Source organism: Burkholderia sp. LK4 (genome assembly GCF_001043615.1).
GTDB lineage: Bacteria > Pseudomonadota > Gammaproteobacteria > Burkholderiales > Burkholderiaceae > Burkholderia > Burkholderia cepacia.
In genome coordinates this window covers 93,278-108,877 of sequence record NZ_LDUL01000025.1, presented here as the reverse complement: position 1 = coordinate 108,877, position 15,600 = coordinate 93,278, and the positions used below count along the sequence as shown (strand labels likewise).

At 68.4% G+C, this 15,600-nt stretch carries 17 protein-coding genes; 6 read left to right on the top strand and 11 right to left on the bottom strand.

Annotation, left to right across the window (positions count from 1 at the left end; all coding sequences use genetic code 11):
- Positions 1-12: 12 nt before the first annotated feature.
- The 6 genes from VK92_RS13180 to VK92_RS13155 form a co-directional block, all read right to left on the bottom strand.
- Positions 13-918: a LysR family transcriptional regulator gene (locus VK92_RS13180; protein WP_027790054.1), complete on the bottom strand. Its 906-nt coding sequence runs from the start codon at positions 916-918 to the stop codon at positions 13-15.
- Positions 919-994: 76 nt separating this feature from the next.
- Positions 995-2,239 carry an acyl-CoA dehydrogenase family protein gene (locus VK92_RS13175; RefSeq protein ID WP_021158039.1) on the bottom strand — a complete coding sequence of 415 codons (1,245 nt, stop codon included), beginning with the start codon at positions 2,237-2,239 and terminating at the stop codon, positions 995-997.
- Positions 2,240-2,272: 33 nt separating this feature from the next.
- Positions 2,273-3,031, bottom strand: coding sequence for an SDR family NAD(P)-dependent oxidoreductase (locus tag VK92_RS13170; RefSeq protein WP_048021303.1), 759 nt, complete (start codon positions 3,029-3,031; stop codon positions 2,273-2,275).
- Between the two features lie 7 nt (positions 3,032-3,038).
- Positions 3,039-3,803: an SDR family oxidoreductase gene (locus tag VK92_RS13165; protein ID WP_042973844.1), complete on the bottom strand. Its 765-nt coding sequence runs from the start codon at positions 3,801-3,803 to the stop codon at positions 3,039-3,041.
- A 43-nt stretch (positions 3,804-3,846) separates the two neighbouring features.
- Positions 3,847-4,878 (bottom strand): phosphotransferase, encoded by a 1,032-nt coding sequence (locus tag VK92_RS13160; protein ID WP_048021301.1) that lies wholly within the window; start codon positions 4,876-4,878, stop codon positions 3,847-3,849.
- 19 nt (positions 4,879-4,897) lie between these two features.
- Positions 4,898-5,572 carry a histidine phosphatase family protein gene (locus tag VK92_RS13155; RefSeq protein WP_048021300.1) on the bottom strand — a complete coding sequence of 225 codons (675 nt, stop codon included), beginning with the start codon at positions 5,570-5,572 and terminating at the stop codon, positions 4,898-4,900.
- Between the two features lie 200 nt (positions 5,573-5,772).
- On the opposite strand from VK92_RS13155, the gene VK92_RS39920 reads away from it, so the two are divergent.
- The 3 genes from VK92_RS39920 to VK92_RS13140 all read left to right on the top strand — a co-directional run bounded on the left by VK92_RS39920 (position 5,773) and on the right by VK92_RS13140 (position 7,914).
- Positions 5,773-5,928: a DUF3309 family protein gene (locus VK92_RS39920; RefSeq protein ID WP_021158044.1), complete on the top strand. Its 156-nt coding sequence runs from the start codon at positions 5,773-5,775 to the stop codon at positions 5,926-5,928.
- 166 nt (positions 5,929-6,094) lie between these two features.
- Positions 6,095-6,826 (top strand): response regulator, encoded by a 732-nt coding sequence (locus tag VK92_RS13145; RefSeq protein WP_021158045.1) that lies wholly within the window; start codon positions 6,095-6,097, stop codon positions 6,824-6,826.
- A 2-nt stretch (positions 6,827-6,828) separates the two neighbouring features.
- Positions 6,829-7,914, top strand: coding sequence for an ATP-binding protein (locus tag VK92_RS13140; protein ID WP_048021297.1), 1,086 nt, complete (start codon positions 6,829-6,831; stop codon positions 7,912-7,914).
- Between the two features lie 34 nt (positions 7,915-7,948).
- Here the strand turns inward: VK92_RS13140 and VK92_RS13135 are convergent, their stop codons facing one another.
- Positions 7,949-8,641: a hypothetical protein gene (locus tag VK92_RS13135; RefSeq protein ID WP_048021557.1), complete on the bottom strand. Its 693-nt coding sequence runs from the start codon at positions 8,639-8,641 to the stop codon at positions 7,949-7,951.
- Between the two features lie 226 nt (positions 8,642-8,867).
- Between VK92_RS13135 and VK92_RS13130 the strand changes: the two genes are divergently transcribed.
- Positions 8,868-9,890, top strand: a complete 1,023-nt coding sequence (locus tag VK92_RS13130) for a MerR family transcriptional regulator (protein WP_048021296.1) — start codon at positions 8,868-8,870, stop codon at positions 9,888-9,890.
- 7 nt (positions 9,891-9,897) lie between these two features.
- Here the strand turns inward: VK92_RS13130 and VK92_RS13125 are convergent, their stop codons facing one another.
- From VK92_RS13125 to VK92_RS13115, 3 genes are all read right to left on the bottom strand, one after another.
- Positions 9,898-10,713: an alpha/beta hydrolase gene (locus tag VK92_RS13125; protein WP_048021294.1), complete on the bottom strand. Its 816-nt coding sequence runs from the start codon at positions 10,711-10,713 to the stop codon at positions 9,898-9,900.
- 13 nt (positions 10,714-10,726) lie between these two features.
- A complete protein-coding gene (locus VK92_RS13120) occupies positions 10,727-12,019 on the bottom strand; it encodes an MASE1 domain-containing protein (RefSeq protein WP_021158050.1) in 1,293 nt (430 codons plus the stop codon).
- Between the two features lie 293 nt (positions 12,020-12,312).
- Complete coding sequence (locus VK92_RS13115; RefSeq protein ID WP_053076238.1) at positions 12,313-12,813, bottom strand: lipocalin-like domain-containing protein; 501 nt, start codon at positions 12,811-12,813, stop codon at positions 12,313-12,315.
- A gap of 174 nt (positions 12,814-12,987) precedes the next feature.
- On the opposite strand from VK92_RS13115, the gene VK92_RS13110 reads away from it, so the two are divergent.
- Positions 12,988-13,893, top strand: a complete 906-nt coding sequence (locus VK92_RS13110) for a LysR substrate-binding domain-containing protein (RefSeq protein ID WP_048021291.1) — start codon at positions 12,988-12,990, stop codon at positions 13,891-13,893.
- A 130-nt stretch (positions 13,894-14,023) separates the two neighbouring features.
- Entirely contained in the window at positions 14,024-14,461 is a 438-nt protein-coding gene (locus tag VK92_RS13105) for a GNAT family N-acetyltransferase (RefSeq protein WP_048021289.1), read from the top strand.
- Positions 14,462-14,486: 25 nt separating this feature from the next.
- Here the strand turns inward: VK92_RS13105 and VK92_RS13100 are convergent, their stop codons facing one another.
- On the bottom strand, positions 14,487-15,326 hold the full coding sequence (locus tag VK92_RS13100; RefSeq protein WP_042973835.1) for a peptidylprolyl isomerase: 840 nt from the start codon (positions 15,324-15,326) through the stop codon (positions 14,487-14,489).
- Positions 15,327-15,600: the final 274 nt, after the last annotated feature.

The window sequence follows — 15,600 nt, the reverse complement described above, 5'->3', positions numbered from 1 at the left end:
GCCGCGTGCGCCTCACCGCGGTTCGCCGATCCCGCCCATCAGCGTCACCAGTTGCTCGCGCAGCCACCGGCTGCCCTGATCCTGATCCGCGCTGCGATGCCAGTAGCAGAAGTATTCGAGCGCCGGCATCTCGAACGGCAGTTCGAGAATCCGCGCCGGATAACGCTGCAGCAGCCGCAGCGGTGCCGTCAGCGCCAGGTCGCCGCGCATCGCGATCAGCGGCGCGACCATGTAGTGCTGCACGCGCATCTGGATGGTGCGGCGCAACCCGAGGCGCGTCAGCTCCGCGTCGACGTGCCCGCTGCCCTTGCGGCGGCTCGACACGTGGATGTGCCCCATCGACAGGTAGTCGTCCATGGTGAGCGTGTCGCCCTTGAACGGGTGATCGTCGCGGATCATGCACGCATAACGATCGCGCACGAGCAGCGCCTGATGCAGGTGCGGATCGCCGATCAGCGGCGCGTCGATCGCGATGTCGACGGAGCCGTTCGCGAGCGCGGTCGCGACTTCGCGGCGGTCCATCGTGTAGCTGCGCACGTGCATGCCGGGTGCATGCTTCTGCAGCAGTTCGCCGAGCGCGGGCAGCAGCAGCGCTTCGGTCAGGTCGCTCATGCTCATCCGGAACACGCGCGTCGACGACGCCGGATCGAACACGTCGCCTTCGTGCGCGCTCGAATCGAGCAGCTGCATCGCCTCGCGCACACGGCCGACGATGTTCTCGGCCAGCGGCGTCGGCATCATCCCGGCCGGCGTGCTGACGAACAGCGGATCGTTCAGGGTCTTGCGCAGCCGCGCCAGCGCGTTGCTGACGGCCGGCTGCGTGAGATTCAGCACCTCGGCCGCGCGCGTCAGGTTGCGCTTCGTGTAGATCGCGTCGAATACGACGAACAGGTTCAGGTCAATCTTCGAAAGGCGCATCGCCGGATCTCCTTGCCGGCATCTTACGGCGTGCGACACCCGCTCGTCCACGGCCCTGCGCATCCCGGCGCGACGCTCAGGCGCGCAGCGGCGGCGTCAGGTACGGCGCCGTCGAACCCGGCTCGCCGTCCTTGATTTCCATCCGCGCGATCGCCTGCAGGTGCACCTCGTCCGGGCCGTCGGCGAAGCGCAGCGCGCGGCCCCAGGTCCAGAGGTCGGCGAGCGGCGTATCGGGGCTCAACCCCGCCGCGCCGAACACCTGCATCGCGCGGTCGCAGACGTTCGCATACACGGTCGGCACCAGCGCCTTGATCATCGAGATTTCCTTGCGCGCGGCCTTCGCGCCGACCTTGTCGATCATCCACGCGGCCTTCAGCACGAGCAGGCGCGCCTGCTCGATCTCGATGCGCGAGCGCGCGATCCATTCGCCGACCGTGCCGTGCCGGTTCAGCGGCTTGCCGAACGCGACGCGCGACTGCGCGCGGTCGACCATCAGCTCCAGCGCGAGCTCGGCCGCGCCGATCGACCGCATGCAGTGGTGGATGCGGCCCGGCCCGAGGCGGGCCTGCGCGAGCGCAAAGCCGCTGCCCTCCTCGCCGAGCAGATTGCTCGCCGGCACGCGCACGTTGTCGAACGTGATCTCGCAGTGCCCTTCCGGCGCGTAGTGATTGACCACCGTGATGTTGCGCACGACCGTCACGCCCGGCGTGTCGCGCGGCACGAGAATCATGCTCTGCTGCTGGTGCGACTCGGCATCGGGATCGGTCTTGCCCATCACGATGAAGATCTTGCAGTTCGGATGCGCGGCGTTCGTGATGAACCACTTGCGGCCGTTGATCACGTACTCGTCGCCCACGCGCTCGATGCGTGTCGTGATGTTCGTCGCATCCGACGATGCGACATCGGGCTCCGTCATCGCGAACGCCGAACGGATCTCGCCGCGCAGCAGCGGCTTCAGCCACTGCTCGCGCTGCGCGGGCGTCGCGAACATGTGCAGCAGCTCCATGTTGCCGGTGTCCGGCGCGTTGCAGTTGAACACTTCCGACGCCCAGCCCACGCGCCCCATGATCTCGGCGAGCGGTGCGTATTCGAGGTTCGTCAGGCCCGTGCCGGGCTCGTCGTCCTTCAGGTGCGGCAGGAACAGGTTCCACAGCCCTTCCGTCTTCGCACGCTCCTTCAGTTCTTCCATGAACGACACGGGATACTGGCCCGCGTGCACTTCCTCGTTCCACTGGCGGATGCGCGGCACGATGTGTGCATCCATGAATGCGCGCACGCGGCTGCGCAGTTCTTCCACTTTCGGGGTGTAGCCAAAGTCCATGATCGACTCCTCGATTCCGTTCGTCCGGTTCCGTCAGAAGGCCGAGACACCGCCGTCGACGGCGACGGCCTGCCCGGTCAGATAAGTGTTTTCCTTCGCGCACAGCGTCAGCATCGTCGCGACGATTTCCTCGGGCCGGCCGAGCCGCTTCATCGGCGAGCCCTGCGCGAGAAAATCCTGGCGGTCGCCGATCTCGCTGTCGGTGACCATCGGCGTCGTGCTGTAGAACGGGCACACCGCATTCACGCGAATGCCGTGGCGCGCGTATTCGATGGCCGCCGTCTTCGTGAGCCCGACCACCGCATGCTTCGACGCCGCGTAGGCGGCCAGCTTCGGCGCGCCGCCGAGCCCGGCCATCGACGCGACGTTCAGGATCACGCCTTCGCGCTGCGCGAGCATCTGGCGGATCTGGTGCTTCATCCCGAAGAACACGCCCTTCGCGTTCACCGCGAAGCTCAGGTCGAGATCGGCTTCGTCGGTGTCGATCAGCGCCTTCATCGGCGGCGCGATGCCCGCGTTGTTGATGCCCACGTCGAGCCGGCCGAAACGCTCGGCCGCCACGTGCACCAGCGCGGCGACGTCCGTTTCGACGCGCACGTCGCAGCGCCGCGCGATCACGTCGGCGCCGGCCGCGCGCAGCGGCGCGGCCACGCGTTCGAGCGCCTCGCCGTTCAGGTCGCCGAGCGCCAGCCGCGCGCCCATCGCGGCGAGTTCGCTCGCGAGCAACGCGCCGAAGCCGCTCGCGGCGCCGGTGATCATCACGGCCTGGCCGTCGTAGCTGTCGATCTTCATCGCGCGCTCAGATCGTCAGGCCGCCGTCGACGACGATGCATTCGCCGTTCGTGTAGCTCGCCGCGTCCGACACGAGGTACAGCACGGTGCCGGCCATTTCGCGCGGTTCCGCGTGGCGGCGCAGCGGGATCTTCGCCTTCCACGTCTCGTAGATGTCCTTGTCGGCGAACAGCGCGCCCGCGAACTTCGTCTTCGTGAGCCCGGGCAGCAGCGCGTTCACGCGGATGCCGAACGGCCCGCACTCCTTCGCGAACGCCTTCGTCATGTTGACGACGGCCGCCTTCGTGATCGAGTAGATGCCCTGCCGGTCGCCCGGCTGCAGCGCATTCACCGACGCCGTGTTGACGATCGCGCCGCCGCCGTGCTCCTTCATCAGCTTGCCGGCCTCGACCGACATGAAGAAGTAGCCGCGGATGTTCACGTCGACCGTCTTGTCGTAAGCGGCGAGATCGGTATCGAGGATGTGCCCGAAATACGGGTTCGCGGCCGCGTTGTTCACGAGGATGTCGAGCCGCCCGTGCTTGCCGCGGATATGCTCGAACGTCGCGGCGATGTCTTCCAGGCGCCCGACGTGGCAGGCCAGCGCCTCGGCGCGGCCGCCCGCCGCGACGATCGCGTCGGCCACGGCCCGGCAGTCGTCGAGCTTGCGGCTCGACACGATCACGTGCGCGCCCTGCTCCGCGAGCAGTTTCGCGATTTCCTCGCCGATGCCGCGGCTCGCGCCCGTCACCAGTGCGATCTTGCCCGTCAGGTCGAACAGATTCGTTGCCATGTTGCTGTGCTCCTCCATTGATGTGGTGTCGTGCCCGGCGATGTCAGCGATGCACGTCGATCACGCCGACGGCCATCTCGGCGAGACGCCCGGCCATCGCGCCGACGCGCAGCGCCTGCTCGCTCGATGCGTTGCCCTGCAGCGCGCGCGCCTTCACGCCCTGCGCGATCGCCGCGAGCCGGAAGAAACTGAATGCGAGGTAGAAATGCCAGTCGCGGATCGGCTCGATGCCGCGCAGCTCGCAATAACGCGCAACGATCGCCGCTTCGTCGGGAATGCCGAGTTCCGCGCGATCCTGGCCCGCGAGCCCGCGCACCTGCCCACCCGACGGCAGCCGCAGGCACATGCAGAAGTACGCGAGATCGGCGAGCGGGTTGCCGAGCGTCGACAGTTCCCAGTCGAGCACGGCCTGCACGCGATAGCTGTCGCGCGCGAACATCAGGTTGTCGATCCGGAAATCGCCATGCACCAGCGTCGGCCGGCCCGTGTCGGCCGGGCACGCCTTCGGCAGCCAGTCGATCAGCGTCTCCATCGCGTCGAGGCGCTCCGTTTCCGCCGCGCGGTACTGCTTCGTCCAGACGCCGATCTGGCGTTCGAAGTAGTTGCCGGGGCGGCCGTAGTCGGCGAGGCCCACCGCGTCGACATCGACGTCGTGCAACGCGGCCATCGTCTGCAGCAACGCGTCGTAGCACACCGCGCGATCGGCCTTCGGCAACTCCGGCAGCGCGGGATCCCAGAAGATCCGGCCGTCCTCGAAGCTCATCACGTAGAACAGGCTGCCGATCACGTCGCGGTCTTCGCAGAGATGATAAGGATGCGCGACCGGCACCGCGGTGCCCGACAGCGCGCTCAGCACGCGGAATTCACGGTCGACCGCGTGCGCGGATTTCAGCAGTTCGCCCGGCGGCTGGCGGCGCAGCACGTAGCGGCCGCTCTTCGCATGCAGCAGGAAAGTCGGATTCGACTGGCCGCCGGCAAACTTCTCCATGTCGACCGGGCCTTCGAAGCCCGGCACGTGCGCTTCCAGATAGCGCGTGAGGCGGGCTACGTCGAGTTGCTGGGTAGGGTTCGTCATCGTCGCGATCGTTCGTGGGTCAGCCGTAGGTTCGCAGCGCGTGTCGTTCGGGATCCTCCAGATGCGGAATGCCGTTGAACGACGCGAGATGGAATGCATCGGCGTTGAAGAAAAACTGCGAAAGGCTGCTGTTGCGGATCTGCAGGTTCAGCGCGATCGCGCTCGACGGCGGGGCGGCCAGCACCTGCTGCACGGTGACCGCGATCGGGCCGCCGGAGCTCACCGTCAGCACGCGCTGGCCGCCGCCGTGGCGGATGGCCGCGCGGGCCTCGGCCACGCGCTGCTGGAAGTGCGCCCAGGTCTCGGGGGCCGAGTCGCCGAGCTTGTCTTCCGACCAGAGCTGCAGCACCTGCCGCAGCGCGCGGAAATGCTCCTTCATCGAGCCGGCCGCGAGGCGGGCGATGTCCGGGTAGTCGTGCGCGGCGGCGGCGAACAGGCCGTGGAAGTCGTATTCGTTCAGGCCGGGATGGCGGTCGATCTCCGCGCCCTCGCGGCCCATCCCGCGCAGGATCGCGTCGACCGTCTGCGCATGGCGGTTCATCGTGCCGCAGATCACGCGGTCGAACGCCAGGCCTTGCCGCGCAAAGTATTCGCCGAGCCAGACGCCCTGCTGCTCGCCCGCCGGCGAAAGCCGGTCGTAGTCGTCCGTGCCGAAGGACGCCTGCCCATGCCGTACCAGAAAAAGTTCAGCCATCGCCTGCCCGCCAGATCAGAAGGATTCAGCATAGGGGGCGGGGATGCATTTTCAAACTTTATTTTCTGAATCGGCGGGTATTCATCGGGTGAATTCCAGGCAGGCCAACCGTGCGCTTGCGCCGGCTTTCGGCCGCCCTCGCCGCGGCACGCGAATTGCGGCGGGAGGCACCGTCCATTCACGACGTCAGGAGGGGTGCGATGCTCGGTACGATCCTCATCATCATTCTGATTCTGCTGCTCATCGGGGCATTTCCGGCGTGGCCGCACAGCCGAAGCTGGGGCTACTGGCCGTCGGGCTCGGTCGGGTTGATCGTCGTCATCGTCGTGATACTCGTGCTGCTGGGTCACATCTGAGTCCGACGCCGTAGCTTCTTTACAAACGCAAGCAAGGGCGGGACATCCGTCGGCCGGGCGCGAATCGCGTCGCGCCGCGCTGTCCCCCCGCCTCCGTTCGATTGCGCCGGCCGTGCGGTAGTATGGCGACCTGATGGAACCCCCTGATGGATCTGAACGAGTGGCCATGCCCGAATCTTCTTCATCGCCCGGCGCCGGCCAGAACGCCCAGGCGCTCGTCCTCATCGCCGAAGACGAACCCGAGATCGCCGAGATCCTGACCGCCTATCTCGCACGCGGCGGGCTGCGCACCGTGCACGCCGCCGACGGCCGCCGCGCGCTGGAGCTGCACCTGCAGCTCAAGCCCGACCTCGTGCTGCTCGACGTGCAGATGCCGCACGTCGACGGCTGGAAGGTGCTCGCCGAAATCCGTCATCGCGGCGACACGCCCGTCATCATGCTGACCGCGCTCGACCAGGACATCGACAAGCTCACCGGCCTGCGCATCGGCGCCGACGACTACGTGGTGAAGCCGTTCAATCCCGCCGAAGTCGTGGCGCGCGCGCAGGCGGTGCTGCGCCGCTCGATGGCCGGCGCGCGCCAGGAAGAACAGCGCGTGCTGCGGGTCGCGCCGTTCGAGATCGATCTTGAACACCACGAAGCCACGCTCGAAGTGGGCAGCGAACGGCACACGCTCGTCCTGACGCTCACCGAATTCAAGCTGCTCGCGCAACTCGCGCGCGCGCCGCGGCGCGTGTTCAGCCGCGCCGAGCTGATGGCCACCTGCCTGCCGGAAGGCGACGCGCTGGAACGCACGGTGGACAGCCACGTCAGCAAGCTGCGCAAGAAGCTGGACGACCTGGGCGTGCAGGGCGTGCCGGTCAGCGTGCGCGGCGTCGGCTACAAGCTCTGGAGCTGAGCATGAAGCTCGAGGGCCTGAGCCGGCAGATCGCGCTGACCATGGCGGGGATGGCGTTCGGCGTGACACTGCTGATGGTGCTCACCGCGTACGTCTTCTACTACTTCGCGTTCAATTACTGGCCCGCACATTTCGACACGAAGAACCTGCTGCCGACCGCGCCGGAATGGGTGTGGCTGGTCTCGACCACGTCGGTCGGCCTCGCGCTGTCGGTCGCGGTCGCGGTCAATCTCGCGCGCCGCATCCTCGTGCCGCTGAACTCGGTCACGGACAGCATTCGCCGCGTCGCGCGCGGCGATCTCGACGCGCGCGCCGTCGCGGGCGACCGCTCGCTGCACGAAGCCGCGCTGCTCGCCGACAACTTCAACGCGCTCGCCAGCGAGCTGCAGCGCGTGACCAACGAGCAGGCGATCTGGAACGCGGCGATCGCGCACGAGCTGCGCACGCCCGTCACGGTGCTGCGCGGGCGCCTGCAGGGGCTCGCCGAAGGCGTGTTCAAGCCCGACGAAGCGCAGTTCCGCAGCCTGCTCGCGCAGGTCGAGGGGCTGACGCGGCTGATCGAGGATCTGCGCGTGGTCAGCCTCGCGGACAGCGGCCACCTGAGCATCGAGATCCGCGACGCCGATCTCGCGTCGGAAGCGCGTGCCGTGGTCGACATGTTCGAGCCGGCGCTGCGTGCCGCCGGGCAGCATCCGGTGCTCGATCTCGACACGCGGCGCATGTGCTGCGACCCGGTGCGCATCCGCCAGGCGCTGCTGGCGCTGCTGGAAAACGCGCGCCGCCATGCGGTGCCTGGCGCGATCCGCATCGAGACGCGCATCGAACAAGGGATGTGCCGGTTGCGCGTCGGAGACGACGGCCCCGGCATCCCGGCCGATTTCGCGCCGAACGTGTTCAAGGCCTTCCGGCGCGCCGACGATACGCAGCCGGGCGGCAGCGGCCTCGGGCTCGCCGTCGTCGCGGCGATCGCTCATGCGCATCATGGCGAAGCTGTCTGCATGCCGAGCCGCACGGGCGGCACGCTGTTCGAAGTGCAGTGGCCCGACAACCTCACGCCGGCGCCGGAACACGCGCGCTTTCCGGCCTGAGACACCGCCTTTGGGTCCGACCTGACGTCCGCCTTTACCGCACCTCGTACGGTTCGCGCCCGACCTGTTCGAGCGGCGGGTTGAACCCGAGCACCGTGTACTCCAGCACGGACACCGTCCCTTTCCCGGCCGCGCCCCGCACGACGACCGCGCGCACCGCGCCGGCCCGGTCGAATTTCAGGCGGGTGCCGACGGTCGCGTTGCGCAGCGCCTCCAGTTCCTCGATCCGCGCGATCGCCAGCTTGCGCACCGCGCCGGACACGTACACCGGCAGGAACACCAGCGCGATGAAGATCGACACGGCGTCCTTCGATACGCTGTCCAGCACCGCCTGACCCGACATCACGAGCGACAGCGACGTCGCGGCGACGAAGATCGCGAGCACGGTCGCGCCCACGCCGAGCGACGAGAACCGCTCGGCCGCCTTCTTCATGCGTGCCTTCACGAGCGCGCGCGTGGTCGCGGACGGCACCAGCCATTCGCGCAACGCGCCATGGTATCCGGCGAAACCGAGGAACAGCGTCGCGACCGCGCTGATGCCGATGCTGGTGTACAGCGCATCGAAGATCATGCAGAGGAATTCGAGCACGAACACGATCACCGGCGGCCACAGCAGCAGCCGGAACGAATAGCCGTCGCGGCCGTGCCCGCGAATCCACCATTTCACCGGCGCAAGCTGCCAGAAGCGGCTCTCCTGGTGGAGCGAAAGTTCTTCGTTGTCGGTCAATTTCCCACCTGTCGGATCCTGCGCCGTGTCGGCGCCGGCCGTGAATCGGCACGGCCGCAGCCGCATTCTCCCAGATGCGCGGCGCGGCGAGAAAGGCGCCGCCGCCGGCCTCCGGTTCCCGGTCGACCGCCACATCGTGTGTATCGCACACGCACGCTCGCTTGACCCGGCCCTTGGGATCGCCTTTATGCTGGGCGCAACGAATCGACAGCAAGGAGAGTGACGGATGAGCACGTCCCCGCCCCGTTTGAACGCGTCGGCCGCCGCCGCGCGGCTCGGCGTCTCGATCAAGGCGCTGCGGCTGTACGAGCGGCACGGCCTCGTCACGCCGGAACGCACGCCGGCCGGGTACCGTGCGTACGGCCCGGACGATCTCGCCCGCGCGGCCGACATCGCCGCGCTGCGCGCACTCGGCCTCGGTCTCGCGCAGGTAGCGAGCGTGCTCGACGGCGACGCGCGCAGCCTCGACGACGCACTGGCCGCTCACGAAGCGGCGCTGGACCACGGCATTCAGGATCTCGTGCGCAAGGTCGATCGCGTACACGCAATCCGCGCCGGCCTCGCGCGCGGCCGGATGCCGGCCGACGGCGAACTGACCCGGCTCGTCGACGACAGCAGCGCCGGCGTGGCATTCAGCCTGCCGTGGCCGTGGGGCGGCGAGTGGTTCGAGTGTCGCGATATCCGGCCGCTGAACTACATCATCGGCCCGCTCGGCAGCGGCAAGACGCGGCTGGCGCTTCGGCTCGCCGACGCGCTGCCCGGCGCCGCGTTCGTCGGCCTCGACCGGCTGGAGAACGACGGTGCGGCGACGCACGACGTGCTGCGCACCGATCCTGCATTGAAGTCGCGCGTCGACCGTGCATCGGCAGCGCTCGCCGCCCGAGGCGCGACGCCGTCGGCGGCGCTGACCGCGCTGCTCGTCGCCCTCGAAGCCGAAGGCCCGCGCACACGGGTCGTCGACATGATCGAACAGGATCTCGATCGCCCCACGCAACAGGCACTGATTGCCCGTCTGCGCGAACAGGCCGCCGCCGGGATGCGGCCGCTGTTCCTGCTGACGCGTTCGTCGGCGATCCTCGACCTGTCGGTGGTCGGCCCGCATGAAGCGATCATCCTGTGCCCGGCCAATCACAGTCCGCCTTCGCGCGTGGCGCCTTACCCGGGCTCGCCCGGCTACGAAGCGGTTGCCACGTGTCTTGCGCCGCCCGAGATCCGGGCGCGGATCGCGCATCCCCCGGAAGCGGCGTAAGCGTTCGTCACGGCGCCATCCGCCCCATCCTGCGCGCCATCGCCGGGCTGACCGCATGCACCGGATCGAACCCGAAGAATTCGAGCACGTGGCGCGCGACGTCGTCGCGATCGTTGTCCGCGCAGATCATGTGGTAGCTGTTCTCCAGCACGATCCCGCGTGCGTCGGGCATCTTCTCGAGCAGGAAATCGGCCGAGCGCAGGCTCGTCAGCTCGTCCTCGCGCGCATGCAGCACGAGCGTCGCGCACGGCGTGCCGGCGGCCGCCTCGAGCGCCCAGTCGCGCATCCGGTCGACCTGGCGCACGCACGCGAGCGGCACCCACGCATAGTGGAAACTGTCTTCGCGCTCGAACTTCTTCTTCACGATCGCGCGGATCGTCGCGTTCTTGATGCCGAACGGCTCGCCTTCCTCGACGCGCATCCGCTCCGCGACACCCGGCACGCGATACAGCACATGCCGCAATGCCCGGTACCACGGCGTCGACCAGCCGTCGATGAACACCGGCGTGGCCAGCAGCGCGAGCCGGCCGCGCGCATGCTGCACGCGATGGCACAGCAGCAGCGCGACCAGCGCGCCCATGCACATGCCCGCGACATGCACGGTGTCGTACTCGTTCTCCAGCGCGCGATACTGCTCGGTCACCGCGTCGAGCCATGCCTCCGCGCGCACGCCGACCAGATCCTCGGGGCGCGTGCCGTGCCCCGGCAGCGTGATCATGTGCGGTTCGCCGCCCGCGCGCCGCACCGCCTTGTGCAGCGAACCGAGATCGTATTGCGTGCCGCCGAGCCCGTGGATCAGCAGGACGCCCGTGCGGCCCGTCATGACGCGTCCCCGCTCATTCGTCCGCCGGCCACACGCGCTCGAGCTGCCAGACCCCTGCCACCACCGTCACGTCGACATTCGAGTCGAGCAACGGCGCGCCGTGATCGGTGATCGTCCGCGTGCCGCCGTCGCGCTGCACGATACGCAGCGACAGCGACGCACGATCCTCGCCGGCGATCTCCGCGTTCCAGTAGTCGCTCAACGCATCGCGGTCGCCCGGCTGCACACGTTCGAGCACGAGCGACACGCTCGCGATCTGCGCCGCATCGACGCCGACACCGAACACGCGCTCGACGTCGCCGCTCCACTCGATCCGCCCCGATTCCGGATCGAGCACGTACGCGATCTGGCCGGCGCTCGCGAGCGCGAGCTCCATGTTGTTCTGCAGGACCGCCGCATGTTCGTGCACGCGCTCGCGCGTCGTCTTCAGCGTGCTCACCGTCAGCACCAGCAGCGACGCGACCGCCAGGTAAAGCTGCGCCTCGAGCAGCGAACTGCCGTAGTGCTCATGGAACGACGCGAACGGGCCGTCGCCCTGCGCGGTCTGCTCGATCACGATCAGCGCGAGCACCAGCACCGACGACGAACCCGCGCGGCCGCCGAGCAGCAGCGTCACCGCGACGGTCAGGAACAGCGGGATATACGTCAGCGCAAAGCCGGCGCCCGTGCCGAATTTCTTCGACGTGTCGCCGTCGAAGATCACCAGCGCGCCGATCACGAGCAGCGCGAACGCGACGATGCCGAGTACCAGGTCGAAGCGCTCGTGGTCGCCCGAGCGGTGCGCGCGAAAGCGCGACCATGACGCGAGCACCGGCGTGACCAGCAGCACGCCGACGAAATCGGACGCGGCCCACACCGACCACACGTCGAGGAACGGCGCGCCCTTGACCGCCGTGTACCACGCCGCGCCGCCGATCGCGCCGATCACGCCCGCGATCAGGCCGGCGAGGATCACCGAGCGCAGGAAATACAGCCCTTCGAGCGAGAACCGCACGCGCTGGACGAGCCACACCGCGAGCGCGGCGGCGCCGACCTCGTCGACCGTGAACAGCACCGCGTTGACCAGGCTGCCGTGTTCGATGCCGGTCAGCGCGAGTTGCCCGACCAGGAACGCGCCGGCCAGCGTCAGCCATTCGCGCATCGGCCGCAGCATGAACGCGCCGACCGTCACGCCGGCCGGCAGCCAGATGTAGCCCGTCAGCCGGACGGGGCCGTTGAACTCGTGCGAGATATAGCCGGTCGCGAGATACAGCGCCGCCCAGAGCAGCGCGGCGACGAGGCCCGGCCGCGATCGTTTGGTGTCCATCGAGAATCCCTGTGTGCTGCGCCGTGCAGGCAGACGCACCGCCGCGTCGGAAGCGGCGGCGCCTGCGGCCGGCAGGTGCGCGATGTGCGCATGATATGCGGACAGGGCTGACGGAGGAATACCGGTGGGGAGGCACGGGAAGCCGCGGCCTCTGATCCGGCTCGCCGGGCCGGCGGCGGCGGCTTGCGCGGGCCGGGGAAATCGCGTGTGGCGCCGGCTACCCGGCGCGTGCCGGAACGGCCGCGATCACGGCCTCACGGCCGCATGCGTCACGGATCGAACGGCCTCCCGGTTCACTCCTTTCGCCGCCACACCGAGATCGGAATGTCGCCGTTGGCACGCGGCGGAACGCGGTAGCTCAGCTCGCCGTCCTTCAACTGATAGGTTCGCGTCTGCGTTTGCCCGGCCCAGTTCGGGTACGACGCATTGCTGATGTGAAACGCCAGCGTGTGGTTCGCGGGATCGACGCTCAGCGTGCCGTAGTGGGTACTCGAGCCGAGCACGGCGTCACGGAATTCCTCCGGCGTGCCGGTCGCCTTGTCGTTCGACGCGAAGCGCGGGCGTTCCGACTTGAAGATCTGCAGCGAATAGTTCCCGTGCGCGTCGATCATCAGCAGGCCCGCCGGATCGGCACCGTAGTCGCGGCCGATCGTGCCGTCGGGATGTTGTACGTCCGCCGCGACCAGCGTCCACGTCCCCGCGAGCGACGGCGCGGCCGATGCGTCACCGGGAATCATCGACGCGGCCAGCAGCATGCCGGGAAAGCCTTGGCGGAATATCGAGCCGATTTTCATTCAATGTCCTTGTCGGAAAGAAAAGAAGCCACCTCACGGACATCCGCAGTCGCGTATCCAGCCGCGTATCGCGCGCATCCCCGTGAACCGAAACGACCGGTTCACTCGATGGTAGCGACGGGAATCTGCAATCAATACGATAATTCGAAATCGACTTATAAGAAAAACCGAATCATGACGCTTCCGAATCTCGACATGGATGCGCTGCGCACGCTGATTGCCGCGGATCGGCTCGGCAGCCTCAACCGCGCCGCCGACCGGATCGGCCGCTCGCAGTCGGCGGTCAGCCAGCAGATGCGCAAGCTCGAAACGCAGATCGGCCAGCCGCTGTTTCGCCGCCAGGGCCGCGGCCTCGTGCCGACCGAAGCGGGCGAGCTGATGCTGTCCTATGCGCGCCGCATCCTCGAACTGAACGACGAGGCAATCGGCGCGATCCGCGGCGCGGCAGTCGACGGCGCCGTGCGATTCGGACTGCCGGGCGATTTCGCCGAATCGTGGCTGCCCGTCGCGCTCGGCCGGTTCAAGCGCACGCATCCGGGCGTGCGCGTCGACATCGTCGTCGACGGCAACGGCGCGTTGCTCGACCGGCTCGATGGCGGCGAACTCGACATCGTGCTCGCGATGGGGCGCGGGCATCGCGCCGACGCCGAACACCTGGTCACGCTGCCGATGGCGTGGATCGGGCCGCAAGGCATCGACGTGCGTCCGCGTGCCGGCGCACCGCTCGATCTTGCGCTGTACAAGCCGCCGTGCCTGTTCCGCAAGGCGGGCACCGACGCGCTCGACAAGGCCGGCATCCCGTGGCGGCTCGCGTACACGACCGGCAGCCTGCAAAGCCTGTGGGCCGGCGTCGCCGGCGGCCTGGGCATTACCTCGAGAACGATGGCGGGTGTGCCGCCGGCGCTGCGGCAGCTCGGCGAGCGCGACGGCCTGCCGCCACTGCCGTCCGTCGACGTGTGCCTTCATGCGGGCGCAAGCGATGCGCCTTCGGCGCTCGTGAGCCTGAAGCGCGTCGTGATCGACACGCTGATCGCCAATCTCGCCGATGTGCACCCGCACTCGGGCCGGCGCGCCGGATGATCGGCCACGCATGCGCGCCGGATTCGGCGTTGCGCCCTTTGACCGGCTTCCCGTCATCGCGGATGATGCGCTGCGGGGTTCGACCTTCCCGTCGGCGCTCCCGTCCCGAACGAACGTACGAGTCCGCACGATGACACCCGCAATCCGCCTGCGTCCGGCATGCGCCGCCGACCTGCCGTTCCTGCTGACCCTGCGTCGGCTCACGATGACCGTGCACCTGCAGCGCGTCGGCGCGCCCACCGACGACGAAGCGCACGACCGGCGCATTCGCGCGAATTTCGACGATGCGATGATCGTCTGCGACGTCGACGACGCCATCGGCTTGCTGAAGGTGACACGCGCCGCCGACGAGTGGCACGTTCACCAGATCCAGATCCTCCCCGCTCACCAGGGCCGGGGCATCGGCGAAGCCGTGCTGAACGCGTTGCTGGCCGACGCGGCGCGCGCGCACGTGCCGGTATCGCTCAGCGTGCTGCACGGCAACCCGGCGCGGCGGCTCTACGAACGGCTCGGCTTTCGCGTCGAGTCGGCAACCGACACGAGCGCGAGCATGATCTGGCGCGCGTGACGCGCGGCGTTTCGACGCCGCCGCGTTACTGCGTGATCTTCGCGTCCTTCAGCAGGTTGCCGATCATCTGCGCGCTCGCCTTCTCCACCGCAGCCGCCTGCAGTTGCTGCTGCAGCGCCGGCTTCGCGGTCGCGAAACCCGGCACCTGCGTCGGCCGCTTCGCATCCAGCTTCACGATCGCCCGCACGCCGTCGACCGGGATCGAATCCTTCGTCGCGGCGCCGACCGCCAGTTTCTCGAGTGCCTGCGCGACCGGCAGCGGCAAGCCGGACGTCTTGCCTTCCGCCGCCGGCGTGTGGAAGCTCACCCACGGCAACTCGCCGCCGCTGTCGCGGCTCGGCGCGATGCTGTACTGGCGCGCCAGCCCGTCGAACGACTTGCCCGCCTTCAGCTCGCTCAGCACCGTCGCGGCCGTCACCGGATCCTGGACGACGATCAGGCGCGGCTTGTACTCGTTCTTGCCGAGCGACGCCACGAGCTCGTCGTAGCGCGCCTTGACCTGCTCGTCGGTCACCGGCTCGGGCTTCACGTTGTCGCGCAGGTAAAGCTGCACTTCGGCATTCGCCTTCGCCTGCTGCACCGCCGCCTTGACCTCGGGCTTGTCGGCATAGTTCGCCTTCTCGGCGGCCTGCTGGACCAGCACGCGCGTAATCAGCTGATTCTTGATCGCCTGGCGGACCTGCGGCGAGTCGGGTTGCCCGGACGCGCGCAGCAACGTGTCGACGTCGGCCTGCGTGATCGGCGTGCCGTTGACCGTCGCAACGGTCGCGGCGGCCGCCGGCGTCTCTGCGTGGACTGGGCCGCTCATCGCGCCAGCCAGTGCGGCGATCAGAAACAGGCGGTTCGGTGTCGTTTTCATCTTCATCGTTTCGTCACTTCGGCATAAAAAACGCGGCATGGGGCATACCGCGCGAGTTCACCGGCGCTGCAATGCGCCGGCGCAACCCATCAGTCGATCCGGTTCATCGTCGTGGGCACGCGCAGTGCCTGCCGGTGCCGCTGTCATTGTGCCCGGAACCGCTTTTCCGCGTCGTGAGGTTTGGAACGGCCGCCCGGCGGGCGGTGAGGCGCGCGTTGCGCACGCCGCTCATGACGAACGCGTGATGTGGAAATTGTGTGGATGCGCGGTGGAAATCCCG

Bases quoted from the DNA above. Each gene is read 5' to 3' on its own strand.
- VK92_RS13115 (WP_053076238.1), bottom strand. From the start codon at position 12,813: ATGAAAATCGGCTCGATATTCCGCCAAGGCTTTCCCGGCATGCTGCTG.
- VK92_RS13130 (WP_048021296.1), top strand. From the start codon at position 8,868: ATGAGCACGTCCCCGCCCCGTTTGAACGCGTCGGCCGCCGCCGCGCGG.
- VK92_RS13165 (WP_042973844.1), bottom strand. From the start codon at position 3,803: ATGGCAACGAATCTGTTCGACCTGACGGGCAAGATCGCACTGGTGACG.
- VK92_RS13160 (WP_048021301.1), bottom strand. From the start codon at position 4,878: ATGACGAACCCTACCCAGCAACTCGACGTAGCCCGCCTCACGCGCTAT.
- VK92_RS13110 (WP_048021291.1), top strand. From the start codon at position 12,988: ATGACGCTTCCGAATCTCGACATGGATGCGCTGCGCACGCTGATTGCC.
- VK92_RS13100 (WP_042973835.1), bottom strand. From the start codon at position 15,326: ATGAAGATGAAAACGACACCGAACCGCCTGTTTCTGATCGCCGCACTG.
- VK92_RS13170 (WP_048021303.1), bottom strand. From the start codon at position 3,031: ATGAAGATCGACAGCTACGACGGCCAGGCCGTGATGATCACCGGCGCC.
- VK92_RS13180 (WP_027790054.1), bottom strand. From the start codon at position 918: ATGCGCCTTTCGAAGATTGACCTGAACCTGTTCGTCGTATTCGACGCG.
- VK92_RS13155 (WP_048021300.1), bottom strand. From the start codon at position 5,572: ATGGCTGAACTTTTTCTGGTACGGCATGGGCAGGCGTCCTTCGGCACG.
- VK92_RS13175 (WP_021158039.1), bottom strand. From the start codon at position 2,239: ATGGACTTTGGCTACACCCCGAAAGTGGAAGAACTGCGCAGCCGCGTG.
- VK92_RS13145 (WP_021158045.1), top strand. From the start codon at position 6,095: ATGCCCGAATCTTCTTCATCGCCCGGCGCCGGCCAGAACGCCCAGGCG.
- VK92_RS13140 (WP_048021297.1), top strand. From the start codon at position 6,829: ATGAAGCTCGAGGGCCTGAGCCGGCAGATCGCGCTGACCATGGCGGGG.
- VK92_RS13105 (WP_048021289.1), top strand. From the start codon at position 14,024: ATGACACCCGCAATCCGCCTGCGTCCGGCATGCGCCGCCGACCTGCCG.
- VK92_RS13120 (WP_021158050.1), bottom strand. From the start codon at position 12,019: ATGGACACCAAACGATCGCGGCCGGGCCTCGTCGCCGCGCTGCTCTGG.
- VK92_RS13125 (WP_048021294.1), bottom strand. From the start codon at position 10,713: ATGACGGGCCGCACGGGCGTCCTGCTGATCCACGGGCTCGGCGGCACG.
- VK92_RS39920 (WP_021158044.1), top strand. From the start codon at position 5,773: ATGCTCGGTACGATCCTCATCATCATTCTGATTCTGCTGCTCATCGGG.